At 61.4% G+C, this 16,699-nt stretch carries 13 protein-coding genes; 1 reads left to right on the top strand and 12 read right to left on the bottom strand.

Annotation, left to right across the window (positions count from 1 at the left end; translation table 11 throughout):
* Positions 1–95 precede the first annotated feature (95 nt).
* The 4 genes from HMPREF2971_RS06775 to dapB form a co-directional block, all read right to left on the bottom strand.
* The gene (locus HMPREF2971_RS06775; protein WP_070692041.1) at positions 96–1,811 is read right to left on the bottom strand and encodes a ribonuclease J; all 1,716 of its coding nucleotides are present in this window, start codon (positions 1,809–1,811) and stop codon (positions 96–98) included.
* Positions 1,812–2,199: 388 nt separating this feature from the next.
* Complete coding sequence (dapA, locus tag HMPREF2971_RS06770) at positions 2,200–3,135, bottom strand: 4-hydroxy-tetrahydrodipicolinate synthase (RefSeq protein WP_005507104.1); 936 nt, start codon at positions 3,133–3,135, stop codon at positions 2,200–2,202.
* A gap of 193 nt (positions 3,136–3,328) precedes the next feature.
* Complete coding sequence (locus HMPREF2971_RS06765) at positions 3,329–3,991, bottom strand: tetratricopeptide repeat protein (RefSeq protein WP_070692039.1); 663 nt, start codon at positions 3,989–3,991, stop codon at positions 3,329–3,331.
* A 9-nt stretch (positions 3,992–4,000) separates the two neighbouring features.
* Positions 4,001–4,771: a 4-hydroxy-tetrahydrodipicolinate reductase gene (gene dapB, locus HMPREF2971_RS06760; protein WP_070692037.1), complete on the bottom strand. Its 771-nt coding sequence runs from the start codon at positions 4,769–4,771 to the stop codon at positions 4,001–4,003.
* A 253-nt stretch (positions 4,772–5,024) separates the two neighbouring features.
* On the opposite strand from dapB, the gene HMPREF2971_RS06755 reads away from it, so the two are divergent.
* Entirely contained in the window at positions 5,025–6,971 is a 1,947-nt protein-coding gene (locus tag HMPREF2971_RS06755; protein WP_070692035.1) for an acyltransferase family protein, read from the top strand.
* A 206-nt stretch (positions 6,972–7,177) separates the two neighbouring features.
* Here HMPREF2971_RS06755 and HMPREF2971_RS06750 read toward each other — a convergent pair whose 3' ends face one another.
* From HMPREF2971_RS06750 to HMPREF2971_RS06715, 8 genes are all read right to left on the bottom strand, one after another.
* Entirely contained in the window at positions 7,178–8,509 is a 1,332-nt protein-coding gene (locus HMPREF2971_RS06750; protein ID WP_070692033.1) for a M16 family metallopeptidase, read from the bottom strand.
* Between the two features lie 199 nt (positions 8,510–8,708).
* Complete coding sequence (locus HMPREF2971_RS06745; protein ID WP_070692031.1) at positions 8,709–10,928, bottom strand: polyribonucleotide nucleotidyltransferase; 2,220 nt, start codon at positions 10,926–10,928, stop codon at positions 8,709–8,711.
* Positions 10,929–11,329: 401 nt separating this feature from the next.
* Positions 11,330–11,599: a 30S ribosomal protein S15 gene (rpsO, locus tag HMPREF2971_RS06740; RefSeq protein WP_005507098.1), complete on the bottom strand. Its 270-nt coding sequence runs from the start codon at positions 11,597–11,599 to the stop codon at positions 11,330–11,332.
* A 302-nt stretch (positions 11,600–11,901) separates the two neighbouring features.
* Positions 11,902–13,317, bottom strand: coding sequence for an amino acid permease (locus HMPREF2971_RS06735; protein WP_070692029.1), 1,416 nt, complete (start codon positions 13,315–13,317; stop codon positions 11,902–11,904).
* 250 nt (positions 13,318–13,567) lie between these two features.
* Entirely contained in the window at positions 13,568–13,906 is a 339-nt protein-coding gene (locus tag HMPREF2971_RS06730; RefSeq protein ID WP_070507722.1) for a hypothetical protein, read from the bottom strand.
* Positions 13,907–14,116: 210 nt separating this feature from the next.
* Positions 14,117–15,010: a 5'-methylthioadenosine/S-adenosylhomocysteine nucleosidase gene (gene mtnN, locus HMPREF2971_RS06725; protein WP_070692027.1), complete on the bottom strand. Its 894-nt coding sequence runs from the start codon at positions 15,008–15,010 to the stop codon at positions 14,117–14,119.
* Positions 15,010–15,468: an S-ribosylhomocysteine lyase gene (locus HMPREF2971_RS06720; protein WP_005507094.1), complete on the bottom strand. Its 459-nt coding sequence runs from the start codon at positions 15,466–15,468 to the stop codon at positions 15,010–15,012. Before HMPREF2971_RS06720 ends, mtnN begins: the two co-directional genes overlap by 1 nt.
* Positions 15,469–15,638: 170 nt before the next feature.
* Positions 15,639–16,655: a bifunctional riboflavin kinase/FAD synthetase gene (locus HMPREF2971_RS06715; RefSeq protein ID WP_049356032.1), complete on the bottom strand. Its 1,017-nt coding sequence runs from the start codon at positions 16,653–16,655 to the stop codon at positions 15,639–15,641.
* Positions 16,656–16,699: the final 44 nt, after the last annotated feature.

Raw genomic sequence — 16,699 nt, 5'->3', positions numbered from 1 at the left:
GTGTTCATTTCTCGCAGGTACACAGCAGGCGGGGCCGACACCAAGTATCGACCCCGCCTTTTCGCTATGACAGGCATTTAGCCTCGCGCAGAGTATTAGTTCTTCGCAGCCTTCGAGGTATTCTCAACAACCACGGGAACAATCATGGGCTTGCGGCGCAGACGGCGAGAAATCCAGGCACCGATGGTGCGGCGCACAATCTGCTGCAGCTGCTGCACGGTGTGCACCTTCTCCGGTGCGCGGTGCAGAGCATCCTCCAGAGCGGCAGTAATCTTCGGAACAATCTCGTCGAAGACCGAGTCGTCCTCAGCAATACCGCGGGCGTGAATATCCGGGCCGGTCACCACGCGCTTGGTGGCGCGGTCCACCACGGTCACGATGGACACGAAGCCCTCTTCACCCAGGATGCGGCGGTCCTTCAGGTCGCTCTCGGTGACCTCACCGACGGAGCGGCCGTCAACGTACAGGTACTCGCAGGGAACCTCGCCCACCACGGACGCCACGCCATCGCGCAGGTCCACGACGGTGCCGGACTCGCAGAGCAGCACGTTCTTCTTCGGAACGCCGGTCTCCATCGCCAGGTCGCCGCTGGCAATCAGGTGGCGAACCTCGCCGTGAACCGGCATAACGTTCTTCGGCTTGAGGATGTTGTAGCAGTACAGCAGCTCACCCGCGGCAGCGTGACCGGAAACGTGAACCTTCGCGTTGCCCTTGTGCACCACGTTAGCGCCCAGCTTCATGAGGGCGTTGATGATGCGGAAGACGCTGGTCTCGTTACCGGGAATCAGCGAGGAGGCGAACACCACGGTGTCGCCGGGCTCAATCTGAATCTTGTGGTCACCGTTCGCCATGCGCGACAGTGCCGCCATCGGCTCGCCCTGCGAACCGGTGCACATCATCACGATCTGGTCGGGGCGGTAGTCGTCAACCTTCTTCAGGTCCACCAGCACGTTGGCGGGAACCTTCAGGTAGCCCAGCTTCTCAGCAATGGTCATGTTACGCACCATGGAGCGGCCCACGAGCACAACCTTGCGGCCACGCTCAGCGGCTGCGTCCAGCACCTGCTGCACGCGGTGAACGTGCGAGGAGAAGGAAGCCACAATGATGCGGCCGCTTGCGTCACGGAAAACGTTCGACAGCACCGGACCGATGTGCTTCTCGGTCGGGGTGAAGCCGGGAACCTCAGCGTTGGTGGAGTCCGGCAGGAACAGGTCCACGCCCTCCTCGCCCAGGCGAGCAAAGTGGCGCAGGTCGGTCAGGCGACCATCCAGCGGCAGCTGGTCCATCTTGAAGTCACCGGTGTGCAGAACCTTGCCGGCCTTGGTGCGGATGTAGACAGCCAGCGCATCCGGAATCGAGTGGTTCACAGCAACGAACTCACACTCGAACGGACCGAAACGCTCCACCTGGTGCTCCTTCACCGCGAGGGTGTAGGGCTTGATGCGGTGCTCGGCGAGCTTCGCCTCAACCAGTGCCAGGGTCAGTTCGGAACCGACCAGGGGGATGTCGGGGCGGCGGCGTAGCAGGTAGGGAACCGCGCCGATGTGGTCCTCGTGGCCGTGGGTCAGCACCATGGCAACCACGTCGTCCAGACGGTCGACAATGTAGCTGAAGTCGGGCAGGATCAGATCCACGCCGGGCTGGGACTCTTCGGGGAAGAGCACGCCGCAGTCAACAATCAGCAGCTTGCCGTTAATTTCGTACACGGTCATATTACGACCGACTTCGCCCAGGCCGCCCAGGGGCACCACGCGCAGGGTGTCCTTCTTCAGGCGGGGAGGGAGGGGAAGATTCGCTTCAAAGACGCTCATCGTGTGTCTCCTCTTTCTTCTATGTTTTCTTGTGATGTCTGTGATTCGTAGGCGACGCTTCGTACCGCATGCGCTCCCGCCGGTTCGGCTCTCATGTGCCGAGGCGGAGGTGCTGCCGGTGCGTCCAAATCACCGAAAGTATTTAAAAGTATTGGGGGCGTACTGCGCGGGTGCCTCTGCCTAAGTTACGTCCCTGTCTGAGTGGGGGCCGAATCATTGGGCGGTAAACCGTGGCAATACGCCAGAGCGGACCCCTCACCCATTGCTAGGTGTGGAGTCCGCATCCGTTGACTACATCATGCGCCCCAAAAGCGGGGTGTGACGGTAGCCTAAGTCCTCTATATATACGCGCTCTGCACGATAAGTTGTGCAGGTTCTGCGTTAAAGTTTAGGCGTTCTTCAGGGTGTGAGCGATACTCGAGGAGAGCAAGTCAGCTCGCATAGCCTGGGCAACCTCCGGTTCGGAGAGTACGTGCGGCAAGCGAACGACGGGCTCATCCAGCACACCCTGCCAGGAAAGGATTTCCTTGGCAGCAACGCAACCGGGGGCACGACCCATGGTTGCTCGGACAATCGGAGTCAGTTCCAGGTGAAGACGCTGAGCCTCCACCAGGTCCTGTGCAACGACAGCATCAATCAGGGCACGGAAGAGTGCAGGTGCCACGTGTGCGGTCACCGAAACGAGGCCGACGGCGCCCATTGCCATCCAGGGAAGGGTCAGTCCGTCGTCGCCGCTGTAGTAGTGCAGGTCGGTGGTTGCCATGACCTCGGTTGCGGCACCGAAGTCTGCCTTGGCGTCTTTCACCGCTACAATACTATCAATTTCTGCAAGGCGACGGTAGGTTTCGGGTGCGATGGGGATGCCCGCACGACCCGGAATATCGTAAAGCATGACGGGGGTCTCAGTTGCCTGCGCAACGGTCGCAAAATGGGCGTAGACACCCGGCTGAGTCGGCTTGTTGTAATAGGGGGTCACAACCAGCAGGCCGTCCACACCAATCTTTTCGGCACGGTGCGCCAGCTCAATAGTATGCGCCGTATCGTTCGAACCAACACCGGCAATAATCTTCGCGCGAGAACCGACGGTATCCTTCACAATCTGGAAGACGCGCTCGTTCTCGTCATCGGTCATGGTGGAGTATTCACCGGTGGTACCGCAGACCACCAGACCATCGTGGCCGTTCTCCACAAGGTAGTTCGCCAGGTCTGCGACCTGCTTTTCATCAACGGAGCCGTCCTTCGCGAAGGGGGTCACCATTGCGGTCAGGAGGCGACCGAAGACGGGTTCAACAAAAGTACCGGGGTTCGAAAGGTTCTCAGACATATGTCCAGAGTACGCCCGAAATGCAGATTTTTCCGTTAGAACGCATAAGTTTTCATGCGTGTTCTACTATTCGGACTCTTTCAAACCCGCGGTACTTCCACGAGAGCCTATGAAACCGGGCACATAGCCTCGGCGTTATCAGTCTCATACCGAAAATAAATGTGGCATTGACTAGGGATCGCAGGGTCAGAGCCTAACGCATGCCCTTCGCCTGACCGCCCGAACGCAACGCCCACGCGTTGCGCATCGCCGCACGGGCACGCTTGCGTTCACCACCGGCATCGTACATGCACGCCAGGTTGAACCACACCTTCCAGTTCTCGGGGTCCTGCTCAACCGCCGCCGCAAAGCCTTCAAACTCCACCGCCGCCGCCTCACGGTCCACACGACCGGAGGGGGTGCGCGGCAGGGTATCCTCCGCCAGCTCACCCGAAGCAGCCAACTCCTGAGCCATACGCTGAATACGAGCACCGAAAAGCACCTCACGCACCAGCGCCCACGCACCCAGAATCGGCAGCAAAATCATACCCGCGCCAAGCACAATGCCAGCCACCGAACCGGAGGTGAGCATCACGAACCCCTGCTGCGCAATGTGTACCAGGTACAGGGTCAGCAGCGCGCAAGTCAGTGCCGCGAAGGTCTTACCCCAGCCGCCGGCATCCACCGTCACAAAGACGGCACTAAAAATCAGCACGCCCAGGATAGAGGCACGCGCCGCCAGAGGCAGCGGCAGAATCAGCACGGTCAGCACCATCAGCACGCAGGCGCAGACAGTCCACAAACGTAGCGAAGTCCACCAGGGGCTACGAGCCTCGGAAGATACCGGCGAGGTGTCGGGTGAAGTCTGTTCAGACAATATTCTCTCCTAGGACAAATCCATGTAGGCGTCCAAGCCCACGCTCAAACCCGGATGCGCCGCCACCTCACGCACACCCAACAGCACGCCGGGCATGAAGGAGACACGGTCAAAGGAATCGTGACGAATCACGAGCTGCTGACCGGGATCGCCCAGCAGAATCTCCTGATGCGCCACCATGCCGCGCAGACGCACCGCGTGTACGTGAATATCGTCGACCACGGCACCGCGCGAGCCCAAAGGATCGGAGGTGGTGGCGTCCGGGCTTGCACCCACGCCAGCCTCCGCGCGGGCGGCGGCCACCTTGCGGGCGGTGTGCACCGCGGTACCGGAGGGGGCATCCACCTTATTCGGGTGGTGAATCTCAATGATTTCTACAGACTCAAAGTAGCGCGCAGCCTTCGCCGCGAACTCGGTCGCCAGGATCGAACCAATCGCGAAGTTCGGGGCGATGAGCACGCCCACCTCGGGGTGCTCAGCCAGCAGCTCGCGCAGGGAGTCCAGACGTTCGGGGGTCCAGCCGGTCGTACCCACCACAGCGTGCATGCCGTGCTCCACTGCGAAGCGCACGTTCGCCTCGCTGGATTCGGGAACGGTCAGGTCAATCACGATCTCGGCACCAGCATCGACCAGCTCCTGCAGGTCGTCGCCGCGGCCCAGTGCCGCCACCAGGTCCATATCAGCGGAGGTGTTGACGGCGCGCACCGCCTCGGAACCCATACGCCCCGCGGCACCGAGTACCGCTACCTTCCAGATTTTTTCGTCAACCTCGTGGGCCATCTTCTCTCCTCCGTAGCTTTTGTGCACCCCGACTATGGGGCAGACGCTGTGACGTACAGCCTCTATTATCCCCCGTGTGGGCGCGGTGCACGCCATCGCACACGCTGGGTGAGATACCCCGCGGAACCTCAGCGGTCTAAAAAGCGAAGTAATCTAACCGTCATACAAGCCGTTTAATACGCTATCTAAAGTTAGCAACCATATAATTAGGAAGTATTTCTATAATTTCCATCCTACGGAGTGCTTTGACAGTATGAAGTCCCTCTTTACCTCCTCCGTGCGTCCAGATGAGGCTAACCGGCGTTATATTCTGCCGGGTCTGGACGGTCTGCGAGCAATCGCCGTGCTCCTCGTGATGGTGTACCATTTCTGGCCCACCGTACTACCCGGCGGCATGATTGGCGTGGATATTTTCTTCGTCATCTCCGGTTTCCTGATTACCTCCCTGCTTCTGCGTGAAGGTGCTCTCACCGGCAAAATTGCCCTGGGCAATTTCTGGATCCGACGTGCCCGCCGTCTGCTTCCCGCCATTACCCTGCTGATTCTGGTCATGGGACCGGTCAGCCTGCTCATTGGCGGCGATATTCAGGTGAACCTGGGCCGTCAGCTCGCTGGTGCGGCGACCTTCTCGTCCAACTGGATTTCTATTTTTGCCGGTAACGACTACTTCACGCAGACCTCCCCGGAGCTCTTCACGAACTTCTGGTCCCTGGCGGTGGAAGAACAGTTCTACGTGGTGTGGCCGCTGCTGATTGTTGCGGCTGGTCTGTTGCTGCGCCGCCGCTGGCGTCGTTTTAGCGTGGTCATGGTGCTGGGTATTATTGCGTCGCTGAGCACCGCCACCGCTCTTCTGATGTCTGGCGCACCCATTAGCCGCGTCTACTACGGTACCGACACGCACCTGTACGGCCTGCTGCTCGGCGCCCTGCTGGCGTTCGCGCGCCCCTGGTCGCTGTACCCGCCGCTGCAGCAGTCCGTACTGTACCGCGTAGCCCAGCCCTTCGGTCTGGTCGCGTTCGCCCGCGTCATGATTAGCTGGTTGTCCCTGTTCGCGCTGATTCCCTACGCGATTCTGGTTCCCGAGTCGGCACCCGGCGCGATTCCCTGGGGTCTGTTCGGCGCCTCCCTGCTGGCGCTGGGCGTGATTCAGGGTATGCTCCCCGATATGCTCGCTGGTGCCTCCGAGATGCTGCGCCGCCTGCTGAACTTCGCTCCCCTGCGCTGGGTGGGCGAACGTTCCTATGGCCTGTACCTGTGGCACTGGCCGCTTGCCGTGGTCATGCACTACCTGCTGGGTGCGGACCGTTCCCCGCTGGTGAACGTGGGTGTTCTGGTGGCGACCTTCGCCATTGCGGAGATGTCGTACCGCTGGGTTGAGACCCCGATCCGCCGCTACGGTTTCCGCGGTAGCGCTAACCGTGCGGTGGCGGCTTTCCAGTCCTCTCGCACCAAGTTCCTGCCGGTTTCGGTGGCTCTTGCCGCTGTTGTGGCGGCTGCTTCGACCGGTCTGGCGGTACACACCGCTCCGGCGATGACCACCGCCCAGCAGTCCGTTGAGGACGGCAAGCGTGCCGCCGCTGAGCGTCTGAAGGCACGCCAGGAGGCGCAGGCTGCGAGCGCATCTGCAAGCCCGAGCGCTGCGGGCAAGGACGCGAAGGCTTCGGCAAGCCCCTCGGCTTCTAAGGCTGCTACAGGTTCGGTGGATTCTTCGAAGGTGACCATTGTGGGTGACTCCATTGTGGTGGCGGTTTCCCCCGAGCTGTACGACAAGATGCCCGAGGCATCTATCGATGCGGCTGAGGGACGAACCATTGCTAAGGCCCTGCCGATTATTAAGTCTATGGGTTCCAACGGCCAGATTCGTAAAACCTTCGTGCTGTCGGTGACCGCGAACTCGACCATTCTGGATGGTCAGCTCGACGAGGTTCTGGCGGCTATGCCCGCCGATTCTAAGCTGGTGCTGGTCACCGGTTACGGCCCGCGCAACCTGACCTGGATTGACTACTCGAACGGTAAGATTCGTGAGTTTGCGGCTCAGCATTCTGATCGTGTGATCATTGCGGATTGGAACTCTACGATCCGCCAGGCTCTGCAGACTCAGAGTGGTCTGCTGGCCTCTGACGGTGTTCACCCTGAGGTTGCTGGTCAGGAGCTCTACGCCCAGGTGCTGATGGAAGCTATTGCCAAGGCACAGAAGTAGTAGCTCTCAGCGGTAGCTTTTTCGGTTCTGCCGCTCATGCTGAGCGTCAAGAGCATGGGCGGCAGAACACTCGGAAGCACTTCTTGGAAGTATCTCTTCGTAGATACCGATGCACACAAAATGCCCGTTCCCTCCCCCGCTTTGGTGGGGTGTGGGAACGGGCATTCTATGCCTTACCAGCGTTGTACGTTAGGGATGTTCAGGGGTTAGCGCACGATGGTGGTAATCATCTGCTGCTGCCCCAGGTACGCCGCCAGGTCGCGAACCTCCTCCAGGGAGACCGCGCGAATCTTCTCCAGCAGCTCATCGGTGCTGGTGAACAGTCCAGAGTCCAGCTCGGCGCGACCCAGGCGGGACATGCGCGAACCCGAATCCTCGCTACCGAGCACGGTAGAGCCAGCCAGCTGGCCGCGGACCTTCGTCAGCTCCTCCTCAGTAATACCGGCGGTGGCGAGCTTATCGAACTCGTAGCCCATGACCTCACGCACCTGCTCGGTCTTAGCGGGCAGGCAGCCCGCGTACATGCCGAAGTAGCCGGCATCCGAGTACGCACCGGAAAACGCGAACGTGCTGTAGGCCAGGCCGCGCTTCTCACGAATCTCCTGGAACAGGCGCGAGGACATGCCCGCACCGAATGCGCTGGTCAGCACGCTCATCGCGTAGCGGCGGTCGTCACCGGCGATAATGCTCGGGCAGCCCATCACAATGTTGGTCTGTTCGAAGCCCTTCTCCACCTCACGCAGCTCGCTCAGCGGAACAATGCCGCTGTCGGTGCGTACACGACGCGGTGCCGGTGCCACGCCCTCCTGCAGGTTCCAGCCGTAGCGGGTCAGCGCCTCCAATACGAGGCGGACCATGGTGCTGTGCTCCAGCGAACCAGCGGCAGAAATGACCAGGCGGTCCGGGGTGTAGTAGCGCTTGTAGTGCTCCCACACGGCGTCACGCGGCACCTCGGTAATCTCCTGCGGGGTACCGCCGATGGGGCGGCCCAGCGGGTTCTCTCCCATGAGCTGCTCCACGAAGTTCTCGAAGGCAACGTCGGTCGGGTCGTCCTGGTCCATGGCGATCTCTTCGAGGATCACGCCGCGTTCCTGTTCCAGGTGAGCCGGGTCCAGCAGGGCGTTGGTGACCATGTCGGTGATGACGTCCACCGCCATGGGTGCGTCATCGTCGAGCACACGCGCGTAGTAGCAGGTGTGTTCCTTAGCAGTCAGCGCGTTCGATTCGCCGCCCACCGCGTCGAAGGAGGATGCGATGTCCAGGGCGGTGCGGGCGCCGGTGCCCTTGAACAGCAGGTGCTCCAGGAAGTGGGTGGAGCCGAGCATGCCGGGGGCTTCGTCGCGGGAGCCGACTCCCACCCAGAATCCGATGGATACGCCGCGGGTACCGGGCATTTTTTCGGTAATCACGCGTACGCCACCAGGCAGGATGGAGCGGCGCACCTCGTTACCGCCTACACCCTCGTAGATGAGGCGGCCGTGCTCGTAGTTGAGCTCTTCGGCGATTGCCTCAAGCTCGACGGGCAGGGAAATAGACATAGAGAGAAGAACCTTTCAACAGGTACGTCTGAAGGTAAGCATTCCCGCCCCACTACCTGTAGGCAGTCCCACAGTTGGTGGGCGGGTGAGCATCAAAAGATGCAGGGCAAGCACAGCGAAGGGGCGCCCGGCACACCCGGCGGGGAATGAACCGCACCGGGTGCGCCGAACGCCCCTCATCACTTAGCGGGGGTTACGACTACTCGTCGTCGCCACCCTCAACGACCGGTGCCAGCGAGAGCTTGCCACGGTCATCAATCTTGGTGATCTCCACCTGGACCTTCTGGCCCACGGAGACAACGTCCTCAGCGTCAACAACGCGCTTGCCGCCGTTGAGCTTACGCATCTCGGAGATGTGCAGCAGGCCGTCCTTACCGGGGGTCAGCGAGATGAACGCGCCGAAGTCGGTCACCTTCACCACGGTACCCAGGTAGCGTTCGCCCACCTCGGGAACCTGCGGGTTAGCGATAGCGTTCACTGCCGAACGTGCAGCCTCGGCGGAGGGGCCGTCAGCTGCGCCGATGTACACGGTGCCGTCGTCCTCAATGGAGATGTCTGCGCCGGTGTCTTCCTGGATCTGGTTGATCATCTTACCCTTGGGGCCGATGACCTCACCGATCTTGGCTACCGGGATCTTCACGGAAATAATGCGCGGTGCGAACTCGCTCATCTCATCCGGTGCGTCAATCGCGCTGACGAGCACCTCGAGGATGTGCAGGCGAGCCTCACGTGCCTGGGTCAGTGCGCCAGCGAGCACGGATGCGGGGATACCGTCGAGCTTGGTGTCCAGCTGGATAGCGGTCACGAACTCGGAGGTACCTGCAACCTTGAAGTCCATATCGCCCAGTGCGTCTTCCGCGCCGAGGATGTCGGTCAGGGCTGCGTAGCGGGTCTCGCCGTCAACCTCGTCAGAGACCAGGCCCATTGCGATACCTGCAACGGGTGCGCGCAGCGGCACACCGGCGTTCAGCAGGGACAGGGTCGATGCGCAGACCGAACCCATGGAGGTCGAGCCGTTGGAGCCCAGAGCCTCAGAGACCTGACGGATTGCGTAGGGGAACTCTTCGCGGGAGGGCAGCACCGGGGTGATTGCGCGTTCTGCGAGTGCACCGTGGCCGATTTCGCGGCGCTTGGGCGAACCCACGCGGCCGGTCTCACCGGTGGAGTACGGCGGGAAGTTGTAGTGGTGGATGTAGCGCTTGGACTTGACCGGGTGCAGGGAGTCCAGCTGCTGCTCCATCTTGAGCATGTTCAGGGTGGTGATACCCATGATCTGGGTTTCGCCGCGCTCGAAGAGAGCGGAACCGTGAACGCGGGGCAGGATTTCAACCTCAGCGGTGAGCTGGCGGATGTCGGTCAGGCCGCGGCCGTCGATACGGACCTGCTCGGTGAGGATGCGCTGGCGAACCACGTGCTTGGTCAGGGCAGCGAATGCTACGGAGACCTCGTTGGAGCGCTCTTCGAATTCCTTACCTTCGCCGGTCAGGGCCTCCCTGAGGTCTTCCTTCAGCTCAGCTGCTGCTGCTTCGCGCTCCTGCTTACCAGCGATGGAGTACACCTCGACCAGGCGGTCTGCGGCGAATTCCTTCACGGCTGCGTCCACGTCCTCGCCGTGGCCGCCGAAGAAGGGCAACTCAAGAGCGGGCTTGCCGGCGCGGGAGGCCAGGTCAGCCTGGGCCTTGCACAGGGCGGCGATGAAGGGCTTAGCGGCTTCCAGACCCTGGGCGACGACCTCTTCGGTGGGGGCGGTCTGGCCGTCTTCCTTGATGAGCTTCCAGGAGTTGTCGGTGGCCTCAGCCTCGACCATCATGATGGCGACGTCTTCGGTACCGTCAGCCTTGGTGACGATACGACCGGCAACAGCCATGTCGAACACGGCGTTTTCCAGCTGGGAGTACTTGGGGAAGCAGACCCACTGGCCGTCAATCAGTGCCATGCGCACACCACCGATGGGGCCGCTGAAGGGCGCGCCGGAGAGCGTGGTCGATGCCGAAGCCGCGTTGATCGCGAAGGTGTTGTAGATTTCGTCCGGGTTGTAGGTCAGGACGGTCACGACGACCTGCACCTCGTTGCGGATGCCCTTGGTGAAGGCGGGGCGCAGCGGGCGGTCAATCAGGCGGGCTGCCAGAATGGCCTCGGTGCTGGGGCGGCCTTCGCGGCGGAAGTAGGATGCCGGGATCTTGCCGGCTGCGTACATGCGCTCTTCCACGTCCACGGTCAGCGGGAAGAAGTCGAAGCCATCGCGGGGAGACTTGCCGACCACGGTTGCGGAGAGCAGGGTGGTCTCGTCATCGATAGTGACGAGCACCGAGCCGTTAGCCTGCTTGGCGAGACGGCCGGTTTCAAAGCGCACGTGGCGCTTACCGTGAATGCCGTTGTCGATTTCGACTTCAGCAAACTTGATTTCGGGACCTTCCACGGTTCCTTCTTTCTTCTTGGCAGGCCGTACGGCGCACGAGTCGGCCTTCGATAGGAAACCACGGCACCTCTCCCCCGCCTTTTCGTGTGCTCGACGTGTGTCGGCACGGTTGTGGGGGTGGTGTTGTTCCGTAATTCGCTACCGAGGACCGCGGCGTGTGTGCCGGTACGGCCCGTGTTCTTTCTTTCAGGTGAGGCGGCATCTTCTCGCGCAGCTTTGGAATCTAGCCCAAAAACCTAGCGCAGGAATCTAGCTAGCGGAAGATGCGCCCCTCAACGCGGCAGTACGGACGCGCTGGCGCTACCCGCCTCCGAAATGGAGGGCTGGTAGTGCTGACAGCACGTCCGCACACACCGCCTAAAGGCGATTAATCACCACAAAAGCGTCAAGACGCTCCTGTTTTATCGGCGCAGACCCAGGCGCTCGATCAGCGAACGGTAACGCTCGATGTCGACGCTCTTCAGGTAGCCGAGCATGTTGCGGCGACGACCAACGAGGATCATCAGGCCACGACGGGAGTGGTGATCGTGCTTGTGGAACTTCAGGTGCTCGGTCAGGTCGGCGATACGACGAGACAGAACTGCAATCTGAACCTCGGGCGAACCGGTGTCGCCCTCGTGGGTTGCGTATTCCTTGATGATTGCCTGCTTGACAGCGGGATCCAGTGCCACTTTTAACTCCTAGAGTTAGTACCGCATACGTCCCGTACGGACGGTTGCCGCCGGGTGGTGGGCTTACGCCCTGTAATACACGTCGTCTGCTGCGGACTGCAGACGCGTTCTTCCCATTCTACGCTACCGGGGCGCTTTCGTGGAAGGGTGAGCAGAAGCCCGGCGACAGGTAGCTCATCACACTACCGGTCGCCGGGCTTTGCAGTCGGGTTCTCACACCGGGTTCTCACGCCGAGTCCTCGCACCGGGCTCTACGTTTATTCAGTGGCTCTACGTTTATTCGGTGTCTGCGCTTCTACTCCCTATGCTTCTGCTGCTTCAGCGCGAGCGCGGACCACCACGAGGCGGTAGTAGACCAGCAGGAACAGGCACCAGATTGCGCCCATCACCAGCGCCAGCTGGGTGTCGGCGAAGCACCCGAAGAGCACCACGATAAAGATCATGAACGCCAACGCCAGGTAACTCAGCCACAGGGGCTGGCGTACCGGCTGCGCCTCGGTATCGGCGCCGCTACGCTTGAAGGCAATGTGCGCCAGCAGAATCATGACCCACACGAATACGGTCGCGAAGGTTGCCAGGGAGGCGACCACCTCGAACGCGTTCTCGAAGAGCACGTTCACGATTACGCCGACCGCCATAACCAGCACCATGATGAGGGTGGTCATCCAGGGCGCACCGTTCTTGGTAACCTTCGCGAAGGATGCAGGGGCGAGGCTCTGCTTCGCCAGGCCGTACATCATGCGGCCGGCACCGTACACGTCCGCGTTCAGCGCAGAGATGGCAGCGGTAATAATGACCACGTTCAGAATCGAAGCAGCCGCCGGAATACCCAGGCCCTCAAAAATCTGCACAAACGGCGAGTTCGCCTTCGTCACCGAGTACCAGGGGTACAGGGACATGATGACCGACAGGGTCAGAATGTAGAAGATGAGGATGCGGAACGGCACCGTGCGAATCGCCTTGGGAATCGAGGTGCGCGGGTCCTTCGCCTCACCGGCGGCAATACCGATGTTCTCGATACCGCCGAAGGCAAACATCACCACGGTAAAGCAGGCGAGGAAGCCGGTAAAACCGTTCGCGAAGAAGCCGCCTTCAAGCGCCCAGAGGTTCGTGACGGAGGGTGCCACAGAGTCGTGCGCCTGCACACCCACGAAGAGCAGGGCGATACCGCCAACAATCATGGCGATAATGGCGCTGACCTTCACGAGCGTGAACCAGAATTCGGTCTCACCAAACGCCTTGACCTTCGCCAGGTTAATGGCGAGCAGAATCAGCAGAACCGAGACGATCCAAATCCAGGAGGGGCTGTTCGGGAACCAGAACTTCATGTACACGGCAAAGGCGGTGACGTCCGCAATGGCAACCAGCGCCATTTCCAGGGCGTAGGTCCAGCCGGTCACAAAACCTGCCCAGCGTCCGAGGTAGCGGGTGGCGTATTCGGAGAACGCTCCGGAGACCGGGTGCGCCAGGGCGAGTTCGCCCATTGCGCGCATCACCATGAACACTGCCGCGCCGCCAATAACGTAGGCAAGCAACACGGAGGGGCCCGCCAGCTGAATGGCGGATGCCGAGCCGTAGAACAGACCGGTGCCGATGGCGGAGCCGAGGGCGATGAACATGATGTGACGCAGGGAGAGTCCACGCGCTAGCTGCGGGCTCTCGGAGGTAGCCTCAGCTACGCCCTGCTGTACCGGGGATGAGTCCGGAATGGTATTCATCTTCTTCTTTTCCTTTACCTCGTGGGGTGTACCCGCCGGTGGCGGGGAAACTTATCGGGCGGTGCCGCGGCTCAGCAGGTGGCTGAGAGCGGTACCGGTGATTCACTCCCCATCGAGTGATGGGGCGTTGCGAGAAGGTGTTGCCTTCGCGCGTCGCCCCGGCGCATCCGCTCCCAACCGGTACGGTGGGTGGGAACGCAAAAGACGGCGGGAAGGCAACGTTGCCTTTCCGCCGTCTTTTCGTCAAAGACTACTTCTGTCGCTTACGTCCAATGACGATAGAGCACAGAGCGGTTGCAGCAGTCACAGTGTAGACTGCAGGCCACGCGCCAAGCTTCTTGGCGAGCGGATGAGCGGCGCCGAACGCGCCGAGGTAGAGAGCGGTGAGGAAGGTGGCACGGCCTGCGCCAGCCTTACGCTTCCAATTCTTGTAAGCCACGGCACCGCACAGTGCCAGGACAGCGCCACCGAGCGGGCGGATGCCGGTGCTAGATGCAACCTTGTAGCCACCGAGCAGACCGGTGACGGAGGCGAGAGTCGGGCAGAACTTCACGACGTACTCCTCTGTGAGATCGGACAGTTTCCACATTCATAGTACTCCACGACACACAGAATGTATATTCACCACGGTTAATATTTCTGCGTTTCTCGCGGTTCAGGCGTAAAACCGGGCGCAGAGACCGGTACAAAAAGACCGGGGCGTGAACCCATCGGTTCACGCCCCGGCACTTCCTCCGGCATTTCAAACAGCGGGCTCAGATTCGTATCCCGCCGCAGTCTTACCGCGTGTTCTAGAGGTTTAGAGAGCCAGATCCAGCGCCTCCAGCTGCGCTTCGGTCCACAGCTCAGCAGCCAGCTGCAGAGCGTAACGAGCCGAACGAGGGGCCACTACGTCCATGGAGAGGTGGAAGTCCTGGTCAGCCTCCGGGCCGCACAGATCAGACACGCAACGCACACCGATAAACGGAATCTCGTAGTTGTGGCAGACCTGCGCAATAGCGGTGGTCTCCATGTCGGTGCTGATGGCGCCCTCGAACGCCTCGCGGGTGTCCTTCACGTTGTGGGCGGTTACGAAGGAGTTACCCGCCAGCATCTGGCCGCGGCGCACCTCCCACGCGTTCTCAGCTTGCTCACGCACCGGCTCCAGCGCGGCGAGCGCATGCTCCAGGGCATCCTGCCACTCGTTCGCCTGACCGTCGTAGCTTTCGGGCATGCCCGGAACCTGGCCGCGCGCGTAACCGAACGCGGTCGCGTCGGCGTCAGTGTAGGTGTAGTTCTCGCCAATCAGCACGTCACCCACGTTAATGCCGCGAGCCAAACCACCGGCGGTACCTGCGCTAATGACGCCCAGGCAGTTCGAGGAGTAGCTGATCGCCTCGGTGACGGCGCTCGCTGCGTTCACCAGACCAATCTTGGAGCGAACCAGCAGCAGCGGAACCTGGTCCTCGCCCACCTGCAGGTAACGCGGATGGAATACCGCCGCACCCTCGGTGAAGGACGGCTGCAGCTCCTCGGTCACCTTCAGGAAGGGCGCGAGCTCCTCATCCATAGCCACCTGAATGATGATGGCGTTAGACATGCCGTCCATCAGCTCAAACATGCTGTTGAACGCCTCAGCCGGGTCGAAAGCGTTCGGGTCAAAGTCCACCGGGTTGAAGGCGGATGCGAAAGCGTCAGGGATCTGTGCGCTCATTACGCCATCACCTGCGCCCACTCATCGCGTGCCGCGAGGAACTCGCGAGCCGCAGCCTGCGCACCTTCGAGGGTGTGGTTGGCGCCCCAACCGCACTGCACCTCGTTCGCCGCCGGAACCTCGGTCGCGTTGAGGATATCGTTGAGGGTTGCTTCCAAGATGGGGAAGAACTCCTCGGGCTCCAGGCCCAGGGTCAGCGCGTAGAAACCGGTCTGGCAGCCCATCGGGGAGAAGTCAATCAGACGGTCGGTGTGGTTGCGCATGTGCTCGGCGCTCAGGTGCTCGATGGAGTGCACGGTCGGCATTTCCAGGTGCGCGGTGTTCGGCTGGGTGAAGCGGATATCGTACTTGATGAGGGTGTCGCCACCGGGCAGGACCTTGCGATCTGCGATACGCACGTAGGGTGCTGCTACGGCGCGGTGGTCGAGGTTGAAGGATTCGACGTTCATTTTTTCCATGACTCTATCTTCTCTTAAAACGGGGGCGACTAAAACAGGGGTGCCGTACGGCAGGTAGCCGCTCCGGCGCATAGGGGCGGGTACGCAAAGGCCCCGGGGCAGATCCGAAAATCTACCGCCGGGGCTTCAAAGCCGTTAAAGGCAAAAGCTATGAGCGCAGGCTGTTGCTCTTAGAGGCCGGGCTGCTTCACTTCCGCCTGCACCGGGCACTCCGGCGGGCAGTAGTTCTTCGCATCCTCAGCCAGCACCTCGCGGGTCTGCACCACGTCATCGTTAATCTGCTCAATCAGCGCTTCAACGCCGGTGTACGCCACCATGGGGCGCAGACGCTTCACGAACTCAATCAGCACGCGCTGACCGTACAGGTTGAAATCCTCCACGCGCTCCTCGGGGCGGTCAATCACGTGCGCCTCAACCTGACGGTGCTCAATACCGTCAAAAGTCGGGTTCGTACCCACCGAAATAGCGGAAGGATGACGATTACCGGACTCGTCCACGAGCCAGCCGGCGTACACGCCGTCGGCGGGAATCAGGCCGCGCGCCTCAAGCTCAAGGTTCGCGGTCGGGAAGCCCAACTCGCGACCGCGCGCCAGACCGTGTACGACCTCACCAGCCATCATGTGGTGGCGGCCCAGCAGCTCGGTTGCGGCGGGCATATCGCCCTCCAGCAGCAGCTGGCGGATGCGGGTCGAGGAGCAGCGGGTGTTCTCATCCACCATCAGGTCCTCAACGACAACCACCTCAAAGCCGTACTTCTCCCCCAGCTCACGCATGGTGTTCAGGTCGCCGGAGTTGTTCTTACCAAAGCGCACGTCGTCACCGATGACCACGAAACGCGCGTTCAGCGCATCCACGAAGGTGGACTTCACGAACTCCTCGGGGGTCTGCGCAGCGAACTCCAGGTTGTAGTTCAGCAGCAGGTAGTCGTTCAGACCCAGCAGGCACATGAAGTAGCGGCGCGAACCCTGACCCATAATGTCGTGGTGGGCCGCCTCAGGACGGTGCACCTGCATCGGGTGTGGGTCAAAAGAGACCGCGATAGAGCTCAAACCGTGCTCTTCAGCAAGGGAGACCACGCGCGAAATCACGCGGGCATGTCCACGGTGCACGCCGTCAAAATTGCCGATGGTCACGACCGAGGGGCCGTAGCCGGCGGGGACCTCGCTCAAAGCGGTGTAGAGGGTCACGGGCTCTCCTGAAAAAGATAAATGTACCTAACCATCCTAGACCA

The sequence above is a fragment of the Rothia sp. HMSC066G07 genome (assembly GCF_001814485.1).
Lineage (GTDB): Bacteria > Actinomycetota > Actinomycetes > Actinomycetales > Micrococcaceae > Rothia.
This window is presented reverse-complemented; position numbering and strand designations above follow the sequence as displayed.